Origin of the sequence: Candidatus Nitrotoga arctica, from assembly GCF_918378365.1 — a bacterium.
GTDB classification, from domain to species: Bacteria; Pseudomonadota; Gammaproteobacteria; order Burkholderiales; family Gallionellaceae; genus Nitrotoga; species Nitrotoga arctica.
This window is the reverse complement of record NZ_OU912926.1, coordinates 2722219-2745094: the sequence shown is the minus strand read 5'-3', so window position 1 is coordinate 2745094 and position 22876 is coordinate 2722219. Positions and strand designations below refer to the sequence as shown.

The 22876-nt window shown below is 47.3% G+C and carries 19 protein-coding genes; 7 read left to right on the top strand and 12 right to left on the bottom strand.

Annotated elements, in window-relative coordinates; translation table 11 throughout:
* Positions 1-58: 58 nt before the first annotated feature.
* The 9 genes from mfd to MKZ32_RS12495 form a co-directional block, all read right to left on the bottom strand.
* Positions 59-3544: a transcription-repair coupling factor gene (gene mfd / locus MKZ32_RS12535; protein WP_239797575.1), complete on the bottom strand. Its 3486-nt coding sequence runs from the start codon at positions 3542-3544 to the stop codon at positions 59-61.
* A 285-nt stretch (positions 3545-3829) separates the two neighbouring features.
* On the bottom strand, positions 3830-4951 hold the full coding sequence (locus MKZ32_RS12530; protein ID WP_239797574.1) for a deoxyguanosinetriphosphate triphosphohydrolase: 1122 nt from the start codon (positions 4949-4951) through the stop codon (positions 3830-3832).
* Positions 4944-6032 (bottom strand): 3-dehydroquinate synthase, encoded by a 1089-nt coding sequence (aroB, locus tag MKZ32_RS12525; RefSeq protein WP_239797573.1) that lies wholly within the window; start codon positions 6030-6032, stop codon positions 4944-4946. The genes MKZ32_RS12530 and aroB overlap by 8 nt, the downstream gene beginning before the upstream one ends.
* Positions 6033-6303: 271 nt before the next feature.
* Complete coding sequence (locus MKZ32_RS12520) at positions 6304-6873, bottom strand: shikimate kinase (RefSeq protein WP_239797572.1); 570 nt, start codon at positions 6871-6873, stop codon at positions 6304-6306.
* Between the two features lie 94 nt (positions 6874-6967).
* Positions 6968-9085: a type IV pilus secretin PilQ gene (locus tag MKZ32_RS12515; protein ID WP_239797571.1), complete on the bottom strand. Its 2118-nt coding sequence runs from the start codon at positions 9083-9085 to the stop codon at positions 6968-6970.
* A gap of 18 nt (positions 9086-9103) precedes the next feature.
* Positions 9104-9616: a pilus assembly protein PilP gene (locus MKZ32_RS12510; RefSeq protein ID WP_239797570.1), complete on the bottom strand. Its 513-nt coding sequence runs from the start codon at positions 9614-9616 to the stop codon at positions 9104-9106.
* Positions 9613-10146 (bottom strand): type IV pilus inner membrane component PilO, encoded by a 534-nt coding sequence (locus tag MKZ32_RS12505; RefSeq protein ID WP_239797569.1) that lies wholly within the window; start codon positions 10144-10146, stop codon positions 9613-9615. Before MKZ32_RS12505 ends, MKZ32_RS12510 begins: the two co-directional genes overlap by 4 nt.
* 101 nt (positions 10147-10247) lie before the next feature.
* Entirely contained in the window at positions 10248-10844 is a 597-nt protein-coding gene (locus MKZ32_RS12500; RefSeq protein WP_239797568.1) for a PilN domain-containing protein, read from the bottom strand.
* Positions 10841-11941 carry a pilus assembly protein PilM gene (locus MKZ32_RS12495; RefSeq protein WP_239797567.1) on the bottom strand — a complete coding sequence of 367 codons (1101 nt, stop codon included), beginning with the start codon at positions 11939-11941 and terminating at the stop codon, positions 10841-10843. Before MKZ32_RS12495 ends, MKZ32_RS12500 begins: the two co-directional genes overlap by 4 nt.
* A 670-nt stretch (positions 11942-12611) precedes the next feature.
* Between MKZ32_RS12495 and MKZ32_RS12490 the strand changes: the two genes are divergently transcribed.
* The 4 genes from MKZ32_RS12490 to MKZ32_RS12475 all read left to right on the top strand — a co-directional run bounded on the left by MKZ32_RS12490 (position 12612) and on the right by MKZ32_RS12475 (position 16071).
* Positions 12612-13061 carry an FKBP-type peptidyl-prolyl cis-trans isomerase gene (locus MKZ32_RS12490; protein ID WP_420887739.1) on the top strand — a complete coding sequence of 150 codons (450 nt, stop codon included), beginning with the start codon at positions 12612-12614 and terminating at the stop codon, positions 13059-13061.
* 48 nt (positions 13062-13109) lie between these two features.
* A complete protein-coding gene (gene dapA / locus MKZ32_RS12485; protein WP_239797566.1) occupies positions 13110-13988 on the top strand; it encodes a 4-hydroxy-tetrahydrodipicolinate synthase in 879 nt (292 codons plus the stop codon).
* Between the two features lie 168 nt (positions 13989-14156).
* The gene (gene bamC / locus MKZ32_RS12480; protein WP_239797565.1) at positions 14157-15287 is read left to right on the top strand and encodes an outer membrane protein assembly factor BamC; all 1131 of its coding nucleotides are present in this window, start codon (positions 14157-14159) and stop codon (positions 15285-15287) included.
* A 16-nt stretch (positions 15288-15303) separates the two neighbouring features.
* The gene (locus MKZ32_RS12475) at positions 15304-16071 is read left to right on the top strand and encodes an MBL fold metallo-hydrolase (protein WP_239797564.1); all 768 of its coding nucleotides are present in this window, start codon (positions 15304-15306) and stop codon (positions 16069-16071) included.
* Positions 16072-16141: 70 nt separating this feature from the next.
* On the opposite strand, the gene MKZ32_RS12470 is transcribed toward MKZ32_RS12475, so the two are convergent.
* Both MKZ32_RS12470 and MKZ32_RS12465 read right to left on the bottom strand, forming a co-directional pair.
* Positions 16142-16420: a hypothetical protein gene (locus tag MKZ32_RS12470; protein WP_239797563.1), complete on the bottom strand. Its 279-nt coding sequence runs from the start codon at positions 16418-16420 to the stop codon at positions 16142-16144.
* A gap of 328 nt (positions 16421-16748) precedes the next feature.
* Positions 16749-17894, bottom strand: a complete 1146-nt coding sequence (locus tag MKZ32_RS12465; protein WP_239797562.1) for a cupin domain-containing protein — start codon at positions 17892-17894, stop codon at positions 16749-16751.
* A 462-nt stretch (positions 17895-18356) separates the two neighbouring features.
* Here MKZ32_RS12465 and MKZ32_RS12460 point away from each other — a divergent pair, with 462 nt between their 5' ends.
* On the top strand, positions 18357-18842 hold the full coding sequence (locus MKZ32_RS12460) for an FKBP-type peptidyl-prolyl cis-trans isomerase (protein WP_239797561.1): 486 nt from the start codon (positions 18357-18359) through the stop codon (positions 18840-18842).
* 358 nt (positions 18843-19200) lie between these two features.
* On the opposite strand, the gene MKZ32_RS12455 is transcribed toward MKZ32_RS12460, so the two are convergent.
* Entirely contained in the window at positions 19201-21165 is a 1965-nt protein-coding gene (locus MKZ32_RS12455) for an APC family permease (protein WP_239797560.1), read from the bottom strand.
* Positions 21166-21727: 562 nt separating this feature from the next.
* Between MKZ32_RS12455 and MKZ32_RS12450 the strand changes: the two genes are divergently transcribed.
* Positions 21728-21931: a cold-shock protein gene (locus MKZ32_RS12450; protein ID WP_173055054.1), complete on the top strand. Its 204-nt coding sequence runs from the start codon at positions 21728-21730 to the stop codon at positions 21929-21931.
* A gap of 386 nt (positions 21932-22317) precedes the next feature.
* Positions 22318-22827, top strand: coding sequence for a sigma-70 family RNA polymerase sigma factor (locus tag MKZ32_RS12445; protein WP_239797559.1), 510 nt, complete (start codon positions 22318-22320; stop codon positions 22825-22827).
* Positions 22828-22876 lie beyond the last annotated feature (49 nt).

Below are 22876 nucleotides of genomic sequence, written 5' to 3'. Positions count from 1 at the left end.
GACGACTTCTCATTCCCTCAAAGACTGTATGACAATGGTTGTAACGAAGCTAAACGATTTATGATAGCTCATGAAAAAAGTTCTTGATTGCCAACACACGCTGGCCGACATCGCCGTATTTTAATTCAATTCTCAGTTTGTCCGGACCATTCAATTTGTATTGGCGCTTGCTCTGGATGAGCGTGATGATGCGCATCGGATCTATGGGCGGATTTGGCATGAACTGAATTTGAATCGCCTCGCTGGAAGCATCCACCTTGACAATGCCGAGCTGCTTGGCAGCGATGCGCAGACGGTGGCAATCAAGCAATGTATGAGCAGGCGGCGGCAGTAGACCGAAGCGGTCTATCAGCTCCTGATGCATGTCGTCCAGTTCTTCTGATGTGGTGCAGTTGGCCATACGTTTGTACAGCACCAGCCGTTGGTGAATGTCGCCGCAATAATTGTTGGGCAGCAAGGCGGGGGTATGCAGGTTAATTTCGGTGGCGACCCCAAGTGGGTGGGCCATGTCCGGTTCATGGCCCAGTCTGAGCGAGGTAATGGCCGCGTTGAGCATATCCGTGTAGAGTGAAAAACCAATCTCATGCATCTCACCGCTTTGTGACTCGCCCAGCACCTCGCCCGCGCCGCGAATTTCCAGATCATGCATCGCAAGATAGAAACCGCTTCCTAGTTGCTCCATGGCCTGGATAGCTTCCAATCTTTTCTTCGCCTGTGCGGTCAGTCCCTCCATATTGTCCACCAATAAATAGGCATACGCTTGGTGGTGCGAGCGCCCAACCCGGCCGCGCAACTGATGTAGCTGCGCCAATCCAAAACGGTCCGCGCGGTTCATGATGATGGTATTGGCACTGGGTACATCAATGCCGGTTTCAATGATGGTGGTGCATAGCAGCACATTAAAGCGCTGTTGGTAAAAATCACGCATGACCGCTTCCAAGTCGCGTTCTCCCATCTGGCCGTGCGCTACTCGGATACGTGCTTCAGGCAGTAAAGTACCCAGTTTTTCCGCCATATTGGCGATGGTGTCTACCTCGTTGTGCAGGAAATAGATTTGTCCGCCGCGCTTCAGTTCGCGTAGCACCGCTTCACGGATGACGCCCTGGCTGTAGTTGCTGACGAAGGTCTTGATGGACAGACGGCGCTGCGGTGCAGTGGCAATCACCGAGAAATCGCGCAGGCCTTCCAAAGACATTGCCAGCGTGCGCGGGATAGGCGTGGCGGTCAGGGTGAGCACGTCAACTTCGGCGCGTAGCGCCTTGAGGCGCTCCTTCTGCTGCACGCCGAAACGGTGTTCCTCGTCGATGATGATCAGTCCCAAGTTATGGAATTTAATACCCTTCTGGATCAGCTTGTGCGTGCCGATGATAATGTCTAGCTTGCCATCTTCCATGTCTTTCAGTGTTTGAGCCTGTTCCTTAGCGGAGCGGAAGCGCGACAGTTCGCCAATTTTGATGGGCCAGTCGGCAAAACGATTGCAGAAGTTCTGGAAATGTTGTTCTGTGAGCAGCGTGGTGGGTACCAGTACTGCTACTTGTTTATCATCCATCGCCGCAATAAAGGCAGCACGCAGCGCCACTTCCGTTTTACCAAAACCCACATCGCCGCAGATTAGCCGATCCATGGGTTTGCCGCTCTGCAGATCAGTGACCACCGCCTCAATGGCGGCGGCCTGATCAGGTGTTTCTTCAAAACCAAAACCGGCGGCGAACGCCTCGTAATCATGTTGTGACAGTTTGAATTGGTGACCTTTGCGCGTGGCGCGTTGGGCATACAGATTGAGCAATTCGGCAGCGGTATCGCGCACCTGCTGCATGGCGCGACGTTTGGCCTTGTCCCAAGTGCCGCTGCCCAACTTATGCAACGGTGCGGTTTCCGGGGCTCCACCACTGTAACGGCTGATTACATGCAGCTGTGCCACTGGAACATACAACTTGTCTCCACCGGCGTACTCCAGCAACAAAAATTCGTTCTCGCCTTCGCCGAGATCAAGGTTTATCAGGCCATGATAACGCGCGATGCCATGCTGTTCATGCACCACAGGATCGCCCGGCTTGAGCTCCGACAGGTCGCGCAGCATTCCTTCCACATTGCTTTTCTTTGTGGTGCGCGCAATTCGGCTGCGTGGCTGCGCGGCATACAGCTCACTTTCTGTGATAATTGCTAATTGTTCATCTTGCAGAATGAAACCATTCTGCAGCGCCCCTACGGTAAGCATGAAGTGATCGTTACCGGCGAGAAATTGCGCATAGTTATCACACAGTGCAGGTACCAGGCCGTATTCGCGCAAATACTCGGCCATTATTTCGCGCCGCCCCAAACTGTCGGCGAGCAATAATACCCGGCCAGCGTAATCTTGTAGAAAGCTTTGAAGTGCATGTGTCGGAATGTCGGCGCGCCGATTTACCGCGATGCCGGGCAATTTTTTGGTAGCGCAAGAAGTAAGGGTTTTATGTGTCTTTTCTTCTTGAAAGAGAGTAGGGGGAGTCTCTTCTACGCATTCTTTCTGCTCGGAATTGTCAGTTTGGGAGGAAGAGGGAGTATTTGTGATGAGATCGATACGTTTGAAATTTTTCGCAGCAACAAAGAAACTTTCTGCGTTCAAAAACAATTCGTGTGGTTCCAGTAAAGGACGTTGCGGGTCACCGCGAAGCAGGTTGTAGCGCGACTGCGCATCTTTCGCAAAAGTGGCAATGGCAGCATCCACATTGTGATGCATGCACAGCGTGGCATGTGCAGGCAAATAATCAAATAATGTGGCAGTTCGCTCGAAAAACAAGGGGAGGTAATATTCAATCCCGGCGGGCGCGATGCCACGGCTCACACCTTTGTAAATGCTTGCTTTGGATGGATCACCCTCGAAACGATCGCGGAAATTTTGACGAAAACATGCTTGTCCGGCCTCATCCAGTGGAAACTCGCGCGCCGGTAACAGGCGAATATCCCGCACTGGATAAATGGTGCGTTGGGTATCTACATCGAAGGTCGCGATAGTATCAATTTCGTCATCGAACAAGTCGATGCGGTAAGGCACACTACTGCCCATCGGGAAAAGGTCAATCAAACCACCACGCACGCAGTATTCGCCCGGTGTCAGCACCTGCTGAACATGGGTATAACCGGCCAATGTCATTTGTTCACGCAACTGGGCAATGTCCAGTTTCTCGCCGCACTTAAGAAAGAATGTGAACGCAGCCAGATATTCCACTGGGGACAACGGATATAGCGCAGTGGTTATCGGGACGACGATCACATCACACGACTGGCTGCGAATATGATGCAGCGTAGCAAGTCGCTCGGAGATGAGATCCTGATGCGGCGAGAAGTGATCATAGGGCAGCGTTTCCCAATCCGGCAACAGATGTACACGCAGCTCAGGAGAGAAAAACGGAATCTCTTCCACCAGTCGCTGCGCTTCCAGTGCGCTGGCGGCAATTACCACCAGCGGCACATGCAGCTCGGCATATTGCGCCAGAGCCAGGGCATCGGACGAGCCATACAGATGGGTGTAACGTGGACGGGAGTGTGAGGAAGAAAACAGCATGGAAAAATTAAGTACAGCCAAGTTTCAGGGTGCGGCATTATATAAGGGAAGTTCCGCAGTTGGCATGGATTGAAAAATTCTCATGTTTTTTGCGGGGATAGTAACTTGAATCTTAATTCGTATAAAAAACTTCGCAGCAGGTATTCTTTGATCAACCGTGCATATGGAATGGCGCACTTCGAGCTTGAATCCAAGGTATCCTTGTTTATCGTTAATCCGATCTATGCTGAATAGTTTAGAAGTCTGTGGAATGACGCAGACTTCATTATTGAAGTAGAGCGGGAATCATCCTTCTTCAACGGCAAACAACCTTTGGTGCTCTTTGATGGCGTAGCGATCAGTCATACCGGCGATGTAGTCGGACACGGTGCGGGCACGGTCGGCTTGCGCCTGCTGCTGAAACTGCGGAGGCAGCAGGCGGCTATCCTCCATGAATACTTGAAATAGGTCGCTGATGATGCGGCGCGCCTTGGCGCTCATGCGCATGACGCGGTAATGACGATATAAATGCGTACGCAGAAAGGCTTTGAGTTCGCGCTGTTGGTCATAGATTTCGGCACTAAATGCTGCCAGCGGCGGCGCGGCGCGGACCTCAGCGATGTCATGCACAGCATAAGTCTGAATATTTTTTTCAGTTTCATGGATTAAATCTGTTGCAAGTGTATTAATCATGCGCCGTATCGTTTCGTGAATCAGGCGGCGCTCGGCTAGGCCGGGGTAGGCTAGTCGTACAGCATCGAGATGACTGGCAAATAAGCGCACCGAGGTAAATTGCTCCAGTGTAATTAATCCGGAGCGGAGCCCATCATCCACATCATGGTTGTTGTAGGCGATTTCATCGGCCAAATTGGCGATCTGCGCTTCCAGCGAAGGACGCTGCTGCTTAAGGAAACGCTCGCCCACTGCACCCAGCTTGGCGGCATTTACCGGCGAGCAATGTTTGAGAATACCCTCGCGCGTTTCGAAGCACAGATTGAGTCCATCGAAGGCGGCATAATGATCTTCGAGTACGTCCACCACGCGTAGCGATTGCAAGTTGTGCTCGAAGCCACCGTAATCCTTCATACAGGCATTGAGTGCATCCTGCCCGGCGTGGCCGAATGGTGTGTGGCCGAGATCGTGAGCGAGCGATATAGCCTCCACCAGATCTTCATTTAATTTCAGATAGCGCGCGATGGAGCGGGCGATTTGTGCTACTTCCATGCTGTGAGTCAACCGGGTGCGAAATAGGTCGCCTTCATGGTTAACAAATACCTGAGTCTTATATTCCAGGCGACGGAAGGCGGTGGAATGGATGATGCGATCACGATCACGTTGAAATTCGCTGCGTCCAAAAGGCGCTTCCTCACGCTCAATTCTGCCGCGTGTGTTGCCCTCTGTTACCGCATAAGGTGCAAGTTCAGCCATGCGCGCTGTTCGCCACCAAAGTTTGCCGCAACAATTCCGGCTGTACGTCCCCGCTTATCACCGCACAACCGATGCTTTTAAGCAGCACGAAACGGATTTTGCCGCCAACCACTTTCTTGTCCAGGCCCATCAATTGCAGGTATTTCTCCACTCCCAAAGCAGGCGCGATTACCGGTAAGCCAGCGCGTTCAAACAAACCACGGATGCGATCCGTATCTTCCTTGCTTAGCCAACCCAGGCGACACGACAGATCGGCAGCCATAATGGTACCTGCAGCAACTGCCTCGCCATGTAGCCATGCACCATAACCCATACCTGTCTCGATAGCGTGACCGAAGGTATGGCCTAGGTTAAGCAGGGCGCGTTCTCCATTTTCACGCTCGTCTGCAGCGACTACCTCGGCCTTGTTTTGGCAACTGCGTGTGATAGCGTATTGCAGCGCATCCGCATCGCGTGCCAATAATTTTTCCATGTTTTGTTCCAGCCACTCGAAGAAAGATAGATCGCGGATCAGGCCGTATTTTATGACTTCCGCAATGCCCGCGCGTAACTCCTGATCCGACAATGTATTCAATGTGGTGATGTCGGCAAGCACAACTTGCGGCTGGTAAAACGCACCTATCATATTCTTACCCAACGGGTGGTTGATACCGGTCTTGCCGCCGACCGATGAATCCACCTGTGCCAGCAGAGTGGTGGGAATTTGAATGAAAGGAACGCCGCGCAAATAGGTTGCGGCAGCATAGCCTGTCATGTCGCCTATCACTCCCCCGCCCAAGGCGATCAATGGTGTGTTGCGTTCGCATCGATGGGAAAGCAGTGCATCGTAAATTAGCCCTAACGTTTCTGCATTCTTATGTTGTTCACCATCCGGCAAGATGATGGGTATCATGTTCACGCCATGAGCTTGCAGCGTGGCGCGCAGGGGGTCCAAGTACAATGGTGCCACGGTAGTGTTGGTCACCACTGCCGCTCTTTTGTGGGGCAAGTGCGGTAATAGTAATTCTGCACATCCTAGTAAGTCACTGCCTATATAAATAGGATAACTACGCTCTGCCAGCCCAACGGTTAATGTTTGCATAAGTTTTGAGAACTTCTAGTTAAGATTGCATAATGAATGGCGGGCAAAGCTATAACCTTGTGAAGGAGTACAGACGCAGACTGAATGAATTGCTCCGTTATTTCTGGGATTCCAAGATTCCAGCGCAGGTTAAAACCCAATAGGTTTGAGCGGAAACTACTTTTGAATAGCTGACTTTCCAACAAAATTGCTCGTTTTTCTATATTTAAAAATGGGTAGAATTATTAGTCGGGTGCACGGAAATGCGCTGCTGTCATGATTTAAAGTAATCTCAATGGTTATTATGACTTAATTTCGAAAATCGGTTTAGCTCTTGCTGCAAATGCAAAACTAGACTTTGCGCGCTTTGTTTGCCGGTAGGCATAACCAAATTGGCCACTTGTGCATATAGTGGATCGCGCTGTTCATACATATTTTTCAGTTTGGCGTGTGGGTCGGCTGTTTGCAATAACGGGCGATTGCGATCATGGCGGGTTCGCTGCCAGAGGTCATGAATTGTGCTTTTCAGGTACACCACTATGCCATTGCAACACAATGCAACGCGGCTATTCTCATTCAATACCGTGCCACCCCCCGTCGCTAAAACGATGTTGTCGAGCAGTACCAAGTCTTGAATTATGCTTGCTTCACGTTGACGAAAACCAGCCTCACCTTCAACATCAAAGATGTGCGGGATAGTTACGCCAGTACGCTGCTGAATTTCTTCATCACTGTCTACAAAAATCTTGCCTAACTGCTGGGCGAGTAATTTCCCTACGGTAGTTTTCCCTGCCCCCATCATTCCTACAAGGAAGATGTTGCCGGAAAGACGCTTGGGGTGTATTTTATTAATAGGATACATGATCGAATTGTAGCTGAAAATTACCGTGTTCATTTTGTTCTACAACTTAAAAAGCCCGGCATAGCCGGGCTTTTTAAGTTCATACACCCATTTTTTAACGCAGGTTCAAGCTATCACTCAGGATTTTGGGGGAAATGAAAACCAATAACTCCCTTTTGTTACTCGTATTAGTTTGACTTTTAAATAGCCATCCAAGAATCGGTATATCGCCTAACAGCGGCACCTTAGGAGTCGATCTTAACTCGTCTTGAATGTAGACTCCGCCAATAACAACAGTCCCCCCATTATCAATCAATACTTGGGTACTGATTCTCTTCGTATTAATACTGGGCACCCCCCCTGTTGTCGTGTTGATTATCTCGCCCACAGAATCCTGAGTTACTTCTACTTTCATGTTGATATTATCATCAGGCGTGATTTGAGGAGTCACGATAAGGCTTAAAATTGCCTTTTTAAATAACACATTTGTTCCTTGGAGGCTAACTGTCTGATAGGGAATTTGGACACCTTGTTCAATTATCGCCTCAGTTCCATTTGCAGTCACCACACGAGGACTAGCAATATTTTTAGTTATTCCATTCAGTTGGGATGCCTGCAACTCCAATCCTAATATTTTGGTCACCGATGAGTTGAAAAGCATCGCTGTCACCACACCAGTACCAATTAGCCCGGGGGTTCCTGGCAGGTTAACTGCCCCACCACCAGCACTGCCGCCTATAGAGCCACGTTGATCACCACCTATGGAAAACCCGCCTCCAGGTGGAGGTGGCCCGGTATAGCTTAATCTTCCGCCCAAGGTTCGAGTAAATGTATCGCTTGCCTCAACAAAACGTGCTTCAATCATTACTTGGCGCACCGCCACGTCAACTTGCTTGATCAGTTTGCGTACTTCCTCCAAACGCGATGGCGTATCTTGAACGAACACAGTATTAGTGCGTGCATCCACCACTGCGCTCCCACGTTTAGAGAGCATGCGCTGGGTGGGACTCTGTAGCAAAGCGACAATTTCCACTCCTTTTGAATAAGCAAGTCGGTAACTTTCCGTGTGGATAGCTTCAAGGTCGAAGATTTCTTGATTCGCGGCTAAATTAAGTTTTTCCTTGGTTGCTAATTCCTCGCGCGGGGCAACCTGGATCACGTTGCCGTTCTTGCGCATGTCCAAGCCGCGTGAATCAAGAATGATTTGTAATGCTTGATCCCACGGTACATCCTTAAGTCGTAAGGTGAGATTACCGCTAACGGAATCGCTGATCACCATGTTCAGATTAGTAAAGTCGGCAATAACGTTCAGTGCTTCGCGCACTGCAATATTCTGGAAGCTCAATGTCAATTTTTCGCCCGCATAACCTATCTGTCTATTTTTCAATAGTTTATTCGGGTCATCCGCCACTGCTTTTATTTCCACGATAAACTTGTTATCCGTCTGGTATGCGACGTGCTCCCACAAACCCTTGGGTTCGATGACCATGCGCACATGGTCACCCTGCATGAATGTATCGATTCCTTGTATTGGCGTGCCGAAATCCACTACATCAAGTTTACGTTGCAGGTTGCGCGGTAGACTGGTATTCATGAAGTCCACGATCAGGCTTTTACCCTGCTGCTTAACCCCTATACCCACACCCGGATCAGACAAGTCTATCTGGATGCGTCCTTCACCATTCCCACCACGACGAAAAACAATATCACGCAGGCTATATTTCTGGGTACCTGACTTCGCCTCAGCAAATCGTGCAGTAGCTGTTGTCGCTGATGCCGCAGGAACTTTGCCCTGCAGGGTAATGAGCAGGTTAGTTCCCTGTGTTTGAGCGTCATAAACCAATGTTTGATTGAGGTTAATCACCAAGCGGGTGCGATTGTCTGATTGCACGATATTGGCGCTATGCAATTCACCTACGCCAAATTTCTGCGTCGATTTGCCTAGCCCATTTGTTGTATTGGGGAAATCAAATACTATGCGAGCCGGATTGCTGATTGCAAAATTTAAAGGCGGATTGGTAAGCGTATTCTTCAAACCCAATTTAAGCACCAGCTTGCCGCCCGGTGCAGCGCTGACGCTGAGCGACTGTATGCTATTTGCTGCGCTAGCATTTTGTGTGTTAGCGTTTTGCGCATTGGTATTGCTTTGTGCATGGGCAGTTAACGCACAAACCGCAAATGCTGCGACAACAAGCAAAACAAGGTTTTTGACTGCGTTTTTATAATGTCTCATGTTTCACTCCCTAATCATTCATTCCATCAATGGCAAACTACTTATACGTTCCGTCCAGTCTCCCGCACTATCTTGCACGATTTCCTTGATTTTCACTTCGGTTTCTGTGACTGAAATAATTTGACCAAAATTTGATCCCAGGTAATTGCCTGTCTTGACTCGATGCAGCTTGCCATCCGACGAGCGTACGATGGCATGACCAACTTTAGTCTTATAAAGGAAACCAACCATCTTTAAACTTTCTAATGGGGATTCTTCCAGTGTTTCTCGACGTCGTTTCATATCCGGCTGATTGAGGCCAGGGAGATCGCCACTTTTCACTTCGGGCTTGCGTGGTTTGAATGGATCGGGCAAAGCTGTAGAGTTATCATAAACAAATGGCTCATAAGGCTTAATCTCGGGGGGTGGATCCACCTTGCCACGCATTCCACTTCCAGTGTCTTTGACGAAATTGCGCAAGTCCTGAAACTCCTCGTCAGCACAGGCAGACAACAATAAAGATGTGAATAGCAGCAAATAAGCGGGTCTCATTTGTGTGCTCCAGCGGTTTTAGACGATTGTTTTTGAACAGTTAATTCTTCATCGTCTAAATAGCGATATGTTTTAGCTATCGTATCCATAGTCAGGTGTCCTCCCGTTGGATTAATGCTAATTTCGCTTAACGATACGATGCGCGGCAATTGGGCAATATCGCTAGCAAACTTACCAATGTCATCATAATTGCCCGTTACTTTAATGGTAATTGCCTGCTCAGCAAACACGCCGGTAATAATCTCGGCGCCGGGTCTAAACAATTCAAATTGGAGACCGTGACCCAGGCCAGCCTGATTAATATCAGTCAGCAACGCGTCCATTTCTGACTTGCTCGGCAATTGTTTCAGCAACGCATCAAACGATTGCCTGGCTTCCGTAAGTTTTTTATTGATAACATCCAGATTGATGGCTATTGCCTTTTTGGTCTTGAAATCTGTTTTTAATGTAGTCTCAATTTGTTTGGCATTGCTCAGCGCTTCCCAACGATCCCTCCAGTCAAATACAGCACCTAAAAGTAAAACGGTCACGAATATTGCCACAAATGCGCTGAATTTCACCAACAAAGGCCAGCCGCCCGGGTCTTTGGGGTTAATATTCTTTAGATCTTCTAGCAGTCTCATGATCTTACCTAACCTTTCGTGCCAGCTGGCTTAACCGGAGAAACGGGGGTTGTTGGTACCTGAGTGGTCAAATTGAAATTCAGAGTAAATTCATTCAAGCGTGGCCCATTCGCATTCGCGGTTGTTGCAGAAATTTGAACCAGTGTCGGCGATTCTAGCCATTGAGAACTATCAATAGAGCGCATCAGAGTGGATACCCGCGCATTCGACTGAGTAAAGCCAACCAGGTCAACTTTGTTGCCAATCTGTTTAATTGATTTTAAATACACGCTTTCTGGCAAAATATTTAACATCTGATCCAGTAGATGCACCACATCTGAGCGGGTACTTTGCAGTTTTTCAACCACGGTTTTCCGCTCCATCAGTGCTGCAATCTCCATCTTTAGATGCTTTATTTCAGAGATCTGCTTGTCTAGCAGGGCAATTTGATCTGTCAGATATCGGTTGCGGCGTTCCTGATATTCAATTTGCGTGTTAATGACAATATGTACAAAACCAACAAGCATTGTTGCCAACACTAACGTGATGGCGCTGAACGCGTAGAACTGAATCTGCCGCGCTTTGCGCTTCTCAGCACGATGCGGTAATAAATTAATGCGTATCATGAAGGATCAAACCTCCTCATCGCAAGACCACAGGCAATCATTAGCGCTGGCGCATCAATCTGTAATTGGCGCTGATTAATGCGCCCGGATAAGCTCATGTGAGCAAATGGATTCGCCACCAGTGTTTTCACCTGTGTACGTGTTGCTACAGCATCATCCAAATTAGAAAGTGCTGCGCAGCCACCAGCTAAAACAATGTAGCTTACTTCGTTGAACTGGGTTGAGGTATAGAAAAGCTGAATGGCACGAAACACTTCGCCCGCCACGCTTTCGCGGAATGGTGCCAGCACGTCGCTTTCGTAATTTTCCGGCAATCCGCCATTAAGTTTGCCTGCTTCTGCCTCCTCAGCGGACAAGCCGAACGCATTCTGGATATATTGTGTTAATTGATCACCACCCATTTGTTGGTCGCGCATGTACACCGATTGCCCGTTGCGCATTATGTTTACATTCATGACGTTTGCACCTATATCTACCAACGCTACGCATTGATCAGTGGCGCCCCCCGGCAATTGCAAACGGACCTGATCAAATGCCATTTCAGCGGCGTAATGCTCTACATCCATCACCATCACCTTGAGTCCGGCCACTTGTGCGACAGCAACGCGGTCTTCAACGTTAGCATTACGCGAGGCAGCCAACAGTATTTCGATTTCTGCAGTATTGCCAGGTGCTGGGCCTATGACCTGAAAATCCAGGTTAACCTCGTCAATAGCAAATGGTATGTACTGATTTGCTTCTGCCTCCACCTGATACTCCATATCTTCCTCATTCAATCCACTAGGCAGCAAAATTTTTTTGCTAATCACGGCAGCAGCGGGAAGTGCAAGGCTAATATTTTTAATGCGAGTCCCCATTCGTTTCCAAGCGCGTCGCAGACATTCCGAAACTGCCTCCAGATCATTGACGTTGCCATCGCTTACAGCGTTTTGGGGCAATGGTTCTATTGCATAATGCTCAATCACATAGCCGTTTTTTTTCGCTAATTCGCTTAGCTCCACAATTTTGATTGAAGACGAGCAAATATCGACCCCGACTAAAGGCGGTCTCTTGGTATACAAGAAATCTAATGGAATATTTAATTTGCCTTTGATCATAAGTGATGATTGAAACTTTATATATTAAGTGGTTTAAATAATAACAATAACGAATTATTACGAATATAAATAATTTTCATTACAGTCTTAAATTGCATTGCACTTCCAAAAGTGTTAATAAATCAAGATAGCAATATGTTGGATGACGAAAAATATTTTGTAATTTAAAAATTCACCTTTCTAATCCAATACATGTTTACATTTTACTTTACGACAAGTTGCAGAAATACTTTAGGGTACTGCTATGAGTTACGACGAATCCCACTAAGCTTAAGTATTGTCTGGTTTTGAGAGAGCTATCTGATTTTCGAAATGGTTAAACGTCAAGACAGACCTTAAAATTGCCGTAGAACTTTTTGATACGCAAATGCTGCTTGATCTATTTGAAGAACAAATTCATTTGCCAGTGAAGCTTGTATAGCTATCAGGCGCGCTGGTGGGGTTTGAACAATCTGTGGCGGCAGAATGTATTGTGCTGGCGTTATGGATGCATATTCGCTCGACGGCCATGAAATGATATTCAACTCACTATTTATTAATATTTAGTTATATTATTTCATAGTGGTGATGGTTGATTTTTTTATTTTTAAATGGATGTAATTTCGATAGGCTGCTAGATGTTTCCTAAAATGATACTATTGGATGCTTAACTTTTTACGGAGGTTTGATTGTGTATAAAATTAAAAAATTATTATTTTCTGGCATGCTTCTTATACCTATGATGTTGCCGACCCAGAATGCATTTTCTGCCGCCGATAATGTAACGACTGTTGTTACAAAACTCATTAAAATAGATCAGAAAATTGGCGATGGTAAAGAAGCCGTAGCAGGTAAAACGGTCGACGTGCACTACACGGGCTGGCTTTATAATGCAACCATGCCAAATAATAAAGGTACAAAATTTGATAGTTCCCGCGATCGTGGTGCACATTTTTCTTTTCCATTAGGTGAAGGGCGCGTAATTAAAGGCTGGGATCAAGGAGTCGCTGGTATGAAAGTCGGCGGTCAACGCACGCTCATTATTCCGGCTGACTTGGGTTATGGCGCACGAGGGGCAGGAAGTGCTATTCCGCCAAATGCAGCATTGATTTTTGATGTTGAATTGTTCGGCGTTCACTAAGACATAAATGGCCTAAATGATCGATTCAATTTTAGCATTGCCAACACTATGATTAAGGGCAGTATTGTTGCAATCGTGACCCCAATGCAAGAAGACGGCGGTCTGGATTTAGCTGCGTTCCGCGCACTAATTGATTTTCATATTATGCAGGGCACGGATGGTATCGTAGTGGTTGGCACTACAGGCGAATCGCCTACGGTGGATTTAACTGAACATGAGTCGTTGATTCAGGTGGCAGTGGAGCACGTGGCCGGGCGCATTCCAGTGATTGCAGGAACAGGCGCTAATTCAACGAAAGAAGCTATCGAATTGGCAGCTTTCTCAAAAAAGGCAGGCGCAGATGCTTCGCTGACAGTGGTGCCGTATTACAATAAGCCAACACAGGAAGGTTTGTACTTGCACTTCAAAGCTATTGCCGAGGCTGTGGATATGCCGCATATCCTCTATAACGTGCCGGGACGCACTTGTGTGGGCATACATAATGATATTGTGCTGCGCTTGGCACAGATTCCTAATATCGTTGGCATTAAGGATGCAAGTGGGGATATCGAGCGTGGAAGTGATCTATTACAGCGGGCGCCCAAAGATTTCGCGATCTACAGTGGTGATGATGCGAGTGCGTTGGCATTGATACTGCTGGGCGCACATGGCACGATTTCTGTTACCGCCAACGTGGCACCCAAGTTAATGCATGAGATGTGCTTAGCAGCCTTGAACGGTGAAGTGGTCAAGGCGCGCGAGATCAATTTCCGCTTGCTTGGGTTGCACCGCTACTTGTTTATTGAGGCCAACCCTATACCGGTAAAATGGGCTGTGTCGTCTATGGGAAAAATGAAAAATGTACTGCGCCTGCCGCTTACACCACTGTCTTTAGTCTCCCAAGATCTAGTTGAGGATGCGATGCGCCAGGCAGGAGCGATCAATTAGTTTTAGTTTAATTCAGACCAATTACCAGTACAATTTCCTCGCTATGGTGGGAGAAATGGCGGAACGCGGATTCCGTTTGCTACTGCGTATCCGAAATGTCATTGCATTTATTAATCATGCAATGTTCAAATAATTAAACTTACGGTAATAAAAAATTTCAGGGATGGCATGAGAACACTATATTTAACCGTATTATTTTTTTCATTATTGATTTTGGCCGGGTGCAGTGCCATTGGCATTGAAAACAAGCGTGTTGATTATAAATCTGCCGCAATCAAGATCCCGGCGCTAGAAGTTCCACCTGACCTGACTACTCCTGCAATTAGAAATCAACATACGATACCGGGCAGTGATGGCGAGATTGTGACAAATTTTTCTGATTTTGCTAAGGGAGGCCAAGTGGCGCAAGTTGGTGTTGACACCACTGTTTTGCCGGAAGTGAAGAATGTGCATTTAGAACGTAATGGCACGCAGCGTTGGCTAGTCGTGGGGGAAAAAGTAGAGAAGGTGTGGCCGCTGGTTAAAGAATTCTGGCAGGAACAAGGTTTTATCATCAAATCCGACAATCCTGCGGCTGGTCTCATCGAAACAGACTGGACGGAGAGGCGCGCCAAAATTCAGCAAAGTGGCTTAGGTAAAATACTTGGCAAGGTATTCGACAAACTTCATTCATCTGGCGTGCAGGACATGTATCGTACCCGCTTGGAGCGTAGCAAGGATGGCAGCAGTTCGGAAATTTATATTAGCCATAGCGGCATGGAAGAAGCGTTGGATGTGGATAAGAACGGCTATAAATGGAGGCCTCGTCCGAATGATCCTGAGCTGGAAGCCAACATGTTGCAGTTATTGATGATCAAGTTAGGCGGTAGCACGGAAGGCCAGGTTCAGGCAGGGCAAATACCTAAGTCGCAAGAGGCCGTCATGCCGAAGCTACAAGAAATAAACGGCAACAAAATCATTATATTGAACGAGCCATTTGACAAAAGTTGGCGCAAGATAGGACTGGCGTTAGATCAGGCGGGCATCGAGGTGCAGGACAAGGATAGAGTCAGCGGCATATACTTTGTGAGTGCGAGCAAGGATATAGCGAAGAAAAGTTGGGTCAATAATTTGATGTTCTGGCGCAATGATAGCGACCGAAAATCTACTAAAAATTCGGTCGAAGGAACTGCACGCTATCAGGTGACCGTGCGTGAGAATAACGCTGGTTGTGAAGTCAGTGTTCTCAACCAAGGTGGTGGTAAGGATCAAGCCACGCAGCGTATTATGGATCTATTGTACAAACAGTTGACCAAGTAGCGTTCGAGCTTAATTGATGCGCTTCGCTTCACTTGGTAGCGGCAGCGAAGGTAATGCATTGGTAGTGCAAGCTGGCAAAACCTTTGTATTAATGGACTGCGGCTTTACTCTAACTGACACCTGTATGCGTCTGGCGCGTCTTGGCTTGGCTCCTGGTTGTCTTAACGGCATTGTGGTGACGCATGAACATGGCGACCACATTGCAGGAGTAGCGCGGCTAGCACGTAAGTATTCGATTCCGATATGGCTAACGCACGGCACATTTCGCGCGCAATTCAAATTTCTCAGCAATATACCCAAGCTGACAAAAATTGACTCTCATCGTCCCTTCGCTATTGATGGGTTGTTGGTGCAGCCTTTTCCTGTGCCACATGATGCGGCTGAGCCAGTACAGTATATGTTCAGCGATGGTGCAAAACGGTTAGGGGTATTGACCGATATTGGTTGTTCCACTCCTCATATCGAAGTGACGCTTAGCGGCTGTGATGCGTTGGTGCTGGAATGCAATCATGATGCTGCACTGTTGGCCAACAGTAATTACCCACTAAGTCTCAAACAACGTGTCGGTGGACGATTCGGACATCTGAATAATGCGGACGCGGCAGCACTGCTGGCTCGGTTGGACTATAGCCGTTTGCAGCATATTGTGGCTGCACATTTAAGCCGTAAAAATAACACGCCTGAACTGGCGGTATATGCGTTAAGTACAGCACTCAATTGCAACCCAGAATGGGTTGCGGTGGCTGGACAAGACGAAGGGCTTGCCTGGCGAGAAATTGTTTAGAGGTAAGATATGAAAATAAAAAAGCCGACTTTACATCGGCTTTTTAGTGTGCAATGTGCAAGAAGAGAAATTACTTCTTCATTGCATCCTTAGCAGCGTCAGCAGCACCATGAGCGGCATCAGCAGCAGTACCAGCCGCAGTAGCAGCAGCACCAGCGGCATCCGCAGCACTACCAGCGGCTTCTGCAGCACTACCAGCGGCAGTAGCAGCAGCATCAACAGCAGGTGCAGGTGTTACAACAACTGGTGATACAATAACTGGAGTTTCCACTGCAGGTGCCTTAGGCTTTTCGCCACAAGCAGTCAAGGACAATGCCAACAGGGCAGCAACTAGAGCAAAACGTTTCATTTACTTTTCCTTCACAATAATTAAATTTACATACAAAACCGGGGAATTTCAGTCCGCTACAACGCTAAATTACAGTAAATTACAGCGAAGACGCAACATTCTATACCAATATATACAATAATTCTAGCAAATAATGATACTTATCGTGATTTTTTCAAATCCAAGACAGTGGCTGAACTCTGGATAGAAACCATCATCCGCATTTTATCGAAGCGAGGCTTGAGGGATATGAAACCTAATTTATAGACCGTTGGCAGAGGTGACGTAAGATATTTAGGATATACAATCAAAATTGATGCCTTTTATTCGATTCATTCTAAAAATAAGCTTATTTACTTATTGCTTGCTTAACAATAGGTACAATATATCCATCTGTGTACCATAGATAAAGCAATTCAAATGCTTCCCGCGATAGACCCTCAGTGGAATCGAGCTGGCGCGCATCGGCGAGAGAACGTAATTCTCGATAAGCATATTTACTGACGGTGTGTGCTATGCCATTAATGAACACCACGCCGTTATGACACAACATTTGGGTTTTCAGGGCCATCGCTATGCCGCAGGTTTGTATCGCCTGTTCGAAGCGAGCACGGCTAAGTGGCTTCATAGGCGGATCAAAAAATATATGCGGTTTAGGGTCGCTGAGATAGCTACCGATGAAATTGGCAATGTCGCGCTTACTCCATTTTATCCGCCGGATGCTCTGCGCTACCTGATGTAGCATATCCGTACTAATTTCTGAGGGATGGCGTTGAACTTTTAGATCCGGATCAACATACATGCCGTCCAAGCAAACTTGATCCTGTAAGTACACCAGAAACTGTTCCGCCAATTCTTGATAGGTCGGGGTGCGGAAACCAATGGAATATGTCATACAATCGCTTTCGGCAATACCGTTATGAGCGTAATGCGGCGGCAGGTAAAGCATATCGCCTGGTGCTAGCACCCACTCTTGTTCCATTTGGAAGCGCTGCAGGATCCTCAATGGAGCATCTTCTACCAGTGTATGATCCTGTTGTGCAGAAATTTGCCAGCGACGATGGCCGGAACCCTGCAAAAGAAACACATCATAAGAATCGAAATGCGCGCCCACGCCCCCTCCTTTGGGGGCATAACTCACCATCAGATCATCCAAACGCGCATGCGGTATGAAGCTGAAATTCTTTAATAGTGCGGCTCCTTCTGGCAGGTGCTGATTCACGCCTTGCACCAGTACAGTCCACTGACTTTTTCCCAAGTTATCGAACTTCGTCGCTTTAAATGGGCCATTTTGCACTTGCCACTGACCGTGGCGTTGGGTCACGAGGCGTGACTGCACATCCTCAGTGCAAGCCAAGGTGAATAACTGTGATTGATCAAGCAATCCATTGAATTGCGAGAATGCTTGGCGAATGAGTAAGGGTTTTTTTTGCCAGTAATCGCGTAAAAACGCTTCTGTCGTTAACCCACCAAGCATGGTGGAATTGGTTTTCATAACTAGTATTATACCCACGCTAATGCACACGAAAATATTTTCGTCCACATGAAACTAGATTTAATTTATCAAAGTGCAATCTGCAGCGTTGGATTGATCACGCTCATTTTATTAACGAATACATCATGGTATTTGCTAATCGGCACGCGTAATGAAGTTGGTTCATCAGTTGCTAGCAAATGCTAATTAGTCGCGACGAACGCTTGAATCATACTGACTTTCGCGATAAATATGGTCTATTTGCGCTGATTTTTTTAGACGCAGAATCTAAAGTTTGCCTAAAATACGAAGTGCTCTATGGAAAAAATGGACGGGGACAAAAAGGTAGATGGACATAAAAAATCTCAATTAAACATTCCATTTTTGTGATCGACAAACAAGGCAAGTTACTTCATGCTTTATATAGTGTTTAAGCACACGGCCATGCCGATGAAATTCTCAATCTGATATTAAGGAGTTGAAATGAAAATTGCAAAAAACACTGTTGTATCGTTGCGCTATGAGTTATTTGATGCAAACGGCAGTCTGCTGGAAAAAACAGAAGATCCTATCAGCTATCTGCATGGTGGTTATGACGGAATATTTCCGACTGTGGAAGAAGCGTTACAAGGTAAGGATGTAGGTGCTGAACTTAAAATTACGATGGAACCGGACGATGCTTTTGGAGAATATGAGCACGACCTGGTGCACGTTGAGCCGCGCAATTTGTTCCCGGATGAAATTACCATTGGCATGCAGTTCGAGGGAGGAGTGGAAGATGGCGACGATGACGATTACTCGCTCTATACTGTTGTAGATGTAACCGATACCGAAGTGACCGTAGATGGTAACCATCCGCTTGCTGGCAAAACGCTAAACTTTGTAGGTATTGTTACCAATGTACGTGCTGCTACTGCCGAAGAGCTGGAACATGGTCATACGCATGACGAAGGTGGACATCACCATTAATGTTGAATATTTACCATAATATATTGTTGCGAAAACATTGGCTTGTCGGATTCAGGAAGGATATTTCTGCTTAAATATTCTGACACTTAGCTGAGGCAAAATTTTTTACCTAAGTCAGTTTATCATCGTATTAATTTTATTAATATCAATTAGATATAAGATTGCATCGTTCGCTTTGATGCTCGATTGCTTAAGGAATTGAAGGTGGTTACAAACGCTCCATTGTGTTTGGGCACACAAGCTTTTGGACTATCTACTTTATACTCAGACGTGGCGAATATTACCGGGATTTCGCCACTGACCCTGAAGTGCTTTCTGCTGTTGAGTGATGAGCGCCTTACCTATGTCGATCCAAGAATTAACTTACCTTCATCGGCAAAATGACCATCTGTTGTCCGCGCAAGTGCAAGCGGCGCTGCATGGTCAGGGCGGTCTGGTTATGCAGCCAGCGCACAAACATGTTGTCGTTCACGAAAATTAGTTTGGTGGCAAAGCAAACACTGTTCGGATACTCGGTCATGACTTCTTGAACTAAATTATCCAAGACCATCACCGGATCGGTGCCATAAGCCATGCGCCAGCTCGCGTTGAGGTCCTGGCTGCGGGAAAATCCAGCGTAATAGCATAGCGCATTTTCTATTTTATACTGCATGGTACGGAGGGTGGCGTTGCTATCGAAGCTTTGGGTATCAACTTCACCAGCGTTCAGGAAAATGAAGTTCTTGAAATGACCGGGGAACAGCCGCAACACCCACATGATAGTGTGAATACCCACGCCGCGATTTTCGTCAACCAAGAAGATCGCAGTGGGTAATGCCGGATCAAGTTTTTGAGGCGTGCCTGGATCAAATTTAATTGTTTGGGCAAAAAGTTTTTCCACCTCCTTCAACTTTTCTCGTGTTTCGTCATAATGCGTGCGAATAAGCAGGCAGAACCCGATGACTAGTCCGGTGATCAGTATTGTCATCCAGCCGCCATCACCGAATTTTTCTACCAGAGTGACCAACAGGATGCTGCCGGTGACAGAAAGCCCCAGCATGGAAAGCGCGAGTTTTCTTTTCCAGGTACGTACGCTGAGCCGTTGGCGCCACCAGTGTACGGACAAACCAAGCAGCGACAAGCTGAAGGTGAGGAACACGTTAATACTGTATAGCACCACCAGCAGCGATACATCGCCTTGGCTCCAAATCAGAATGAGTAGCGCCGCCACGCCCATTACGAGGATGCCGTTCTGTGTGACCAAACGCGAGGAGAGGTGAAGAAACTGGCGCGGTACCCATGAATCAGCCGCCATGTTAGCCATAACTGCCGGGCCACCGAGAAAGCCGGTATTAGCCGCAACCAGCAGCAATCCCGCTTCCAGAGCAAGTACTAGCGCCAGCGTGCTGCCGTTAGCCCATGTCGGCATACCGAGCGTGCTGATGATGGACTGGAAGGTAACCGCATTTAGCGTTTGTCCGTCTACATGCTTAGTCTCCCACAATAAGTACAGTACGATGATGCCCCCCGCGGTGAAGGCCAAGGATAGCGCCATGTACAGCATGGTCAGCTTTCCGGTGCGGATGCGTGGCTCGGCCAGCATATTCACATTGTTGGATACCGCTTCAATGCCAGTGTACGTGCCGCCACCGAGCGAATAGGCACGCAGAAATAACGCGGAGACGAATATCCAGCTGGTCTCTTGAGCCAGTGAGGAGGTTTCTTTCAAGGTATTTGGGATTAAAGCAGGCAAACCTTCTGCGTGGGCAATAATGCCGTAACCGATAAGCAGCGCATGGGTGACGAAGAAACCGAGAAAAATCGGCAGCAGAATTTTAATGGACTCTTTCATACCGCGTAGGTTGAGTACGATCAGCAATACGAGTAATCCGATTTCGCTACCCAGTTTGAAACTTTGTAATTCGGCCGGGAACAGGCTAAACAACGCATCCACGCCGCTGGCAATTGAAATCGCAATGGTCAGCACATAGTCCACGATCAGTGCTGCGCCTGAAACCAGCCCTGCGTGTGGACCTATTAAATGTGTTGCGACCTTGTAGCCACCCCCTCCCGTAGGGAACAAATCAATAACTTGATTATAGGCCAGGGCAATAATGAATACCGTGAATGCCGTTGCCAGTGCGAGATAGAGACCCAAATGAGTGTGGGTGCCGAGAGCCAGAAAGGCTTCTTCAGGGCCATAGCAAGAAGAAGATAAGCCATCTGCTCCTAAGCCGATCCAAGCAAGGAACGACACCAGAACAATGCTGTGGCGCGTAGATGGATTGAGAGGGTCGAGTGATTTACCAAGAAGACGTTCGCGCAGTTTAATCAGGAAGGACATAAGCAGAAATCTGAATCAGAGATTGAAACATTTATAATTTTCATGGGTGGTGGGTATTATCAACTATGTTGCCGAGTTTGAAGGTGAAAACTTATGAATTCCGTTTCGACTAGACGTAATTTGTTTTGCGGCAGTTATTGCCATAAGCTTGTTCGGATTTCAATCAAGCGTAATATTGTTCGCGCAGTGGTGTATAAACGAGGTTTTTTTGATGTTATCGAACGTATACTTGATCAAGTTATGACAGGGTTAATATGAAATCCATGGAGGGAGCGATATAAACGTCTTTCGTATCCTCATCTGTTGGGTTTTTACCATGGAGTACAAGTACTGGCATTTTTTAGGTATGAGTATTCACTGGTACAGTCAACGAAAGCATGGGCGTATATACATGGATTTGAGATGTACTGTGAATTACTTTGACAATATCCCTTAACAAGTGTATAAGGTTGACTGGCGTTTGATTCAAAGTTTTTGCGATACTGGTTTTTTCCATGTGCAATCTTCGATTCAAATAGTTTCGCGGGGGATTTCCTCGTTTTTAGTTAAGGAAGTAATTCACATGGCAACTGGTACAGTAAAATGGTTTAACGACGCAAAAGGTTTTGGATTTGTCACTCCCGATGATGGAAGCGAAGATTTGTTTGCACACTTTTCAGCAATTAACATGAGCGGCTTCAAGTCTCTTCAAGAGGGCCAAAAGGTTACTTTTGAAGTCACACAAGGCCCTAAAGGTAAGCAAGCATCCAATATTCAGGCTCCTTAATCGGTTCTTGATTAGATCAAAAAAGCCCGGCATGAAAATGCCGGGCTTTTTTATTTTATGCTGATGTCAGCATTGAAATTGGCTGACGTTCACTGAGGCTTGCCACAGTCAGTTTCTCCAAAGAATATGAGATTTTCCGTATGTCGGTGCCTTCCTAAATCCGTTCTGCTTTTCCCTTCAGTCGCGCTTAGAATTGAAGTTTCTAGATATCGTCATGGTTAAGATAAAGCGCATCAAGCCCGCTGTCGATGCGGCGCAATCCTTAGGCGTAGTCCGCCTGAAAGCATAATTTGCATCTATGCAATGAATTCTATAAACTGATAACAGTTATCATTTCTGTTCGGCGCCTGCTCTTCCTGTCCGGTCGTTGAGCACGGGAGGGGATCGTGGCCGTCACCAATATCGCATTACATCAGCAGATCGACATTTTGTACGCTGACCATCATGGTTGGTTGCAGGGCTGGCTGCGCCGCAAGCTGGGTGACTCCTTTGTCGCTGCCGATTTGGCGCAGGATACCTTCGTTAGCGTAATCACGGCGGGAGCAGCCGGTAATATCCGTGAACCGCGCCCTTTCCTGGTTACCATCGCCCGCAGGTTGATGGCGCATCGTTACCGCCGTCAATTGCTCGAAACCGGTTATCTGGAAATGCTGGCCGAGATGCCGGAGGAATTGGCACCCTCGCCTGAGGCTCAATTGCTCGCGTTGGAAGCCCTGCAGCAACTTGATCGCGTTCTGGACGGTCTGCCATCGCAGGTGAAGGAAGCTTTCCTGCTCGCGCATCTGGAAGAGCTGAGTTACGCCGAGATTGCCGAGCGCCTGGCTGTGTCTACCAGCTCCGTCAAGCAGTATCTGATGCGCGCTAACCGGCAGTGTTTTTTTGTACTCGCTGCATAGCGCAGTCAGCCCCTATCCATGTCTCTGTCTGGTTCCACTGATAGCATCC

Bases quoted from the DNA above. Each gene is read 5' to 3' on its own strand.
- mfd (WP_239797575.1), bottom strand. From the start codon at position 3,544: ATGCTGTTTTCTTCCTCACACTCCCGTCCACGTTACACCCATCTGTAT.
- MKZ32_RS12530 (WP_239797574.1), bottom strand. From the start codon at position 4,951: ATGGCTGAACTTGCACCTTATGCGGTAACAGAGGGCAACACACGCGGC.
- aroB (WP_239797573.1), bottom strand. From the start codon at position 6,032: ATGCAAACATTAACCGTTGGGCTGGCAGAGCGTAGTTATCCTATTTAT.
- MKZ32_RS12520 (WP_239797572.1), bottom strand. From the start codon at position 6,873: ATGTATCCTATTAATAAAATACACCCCAAGCGTCTTTCCGGCAACATC.
- MKZ32_RS12515 (WP_239797571.1), bottom strand. From the start codon at position 9,085: ATGAGACATTATAAAAACGCAGTCAAAAACCTTGTTTTGCTTGTTGTC.
- MKZ32_RS12510 (WP_239797570.1), bottom strand. From the start codon at position 9,616: ATGAGACCCGCTTATTTGCTGCTATTCACATCTTTATTGTTGTCTGCC.
- MKZ32_RS12500 (WP_239797568.1), bottom strand. From the start codon at position 10,844: ATGATACGCATTAATTTATTACCGCATCGTGCTGAGAAGCGCAAAGCG.
- MKZ32_RS12495 (WP_239797567.1), bottom strand. From the start codon at position 11,941: ATGATCAAAGGCAAATTAAATATTCCATTAGATTTCTTGTATACCAAG.
- dapA (WP_239797566.1), top strand. From the start codon at position 13,110: ATGATTAAGGGCAGTATTGTTGCAATCGTGACCCCAATGCAAGAAGAC.
- bamC (WP_239797565.1), top strand. From the start codon at position 14,157: ATGAGAACACTATATTTAACCGTATTATTTTTTTCATTATTGATTTTG.
- MKZ32_RS12475 (WP_239797564.1), top strand. From the start codon at position 15,304: ATGCGCTTCGCTTCACTTGGTAGCGGCAGCGAAGGTAATGCATTGGTA.
- MKZ32_RS12470 (WP_239797563.1), bottom strand. From the start codon at position 16,420: ATGAAACGTTTTGCTCTAGTTGCTGCCCTGTTGGCATTGTCCTTGACT.
- MKZ32_RS12465 (WP_239797562.1), bottom strand. From the start codon at position 17,894: ATGAAAACCAATTCCACCATGCTTGGTGGGTTAACGACAGAAGCGTTT.
- MKZ32_RS12460 (WP_239797561.1), top strand. From the start codon at position 18,357: ATGAAAATTGCAAAAAACACTGTTGTATCGTTGCGCTATGAGTTATTT.
- MKZ32_RS12455 (WP_239797560.1), bottom strand. From the start codon at position 21,165: ATGTCCTTCCTGATTAAACTGCGCGAACGTCTTCTTGGTAAATCACTC.
- MKZ32_RS12450 (WP_173055054.1), top strand. From the start codon at position 21,728: ATGGCAACTGGTACAGTAAAATGGTTTAACGACGCAAAAGGTTTTGGA.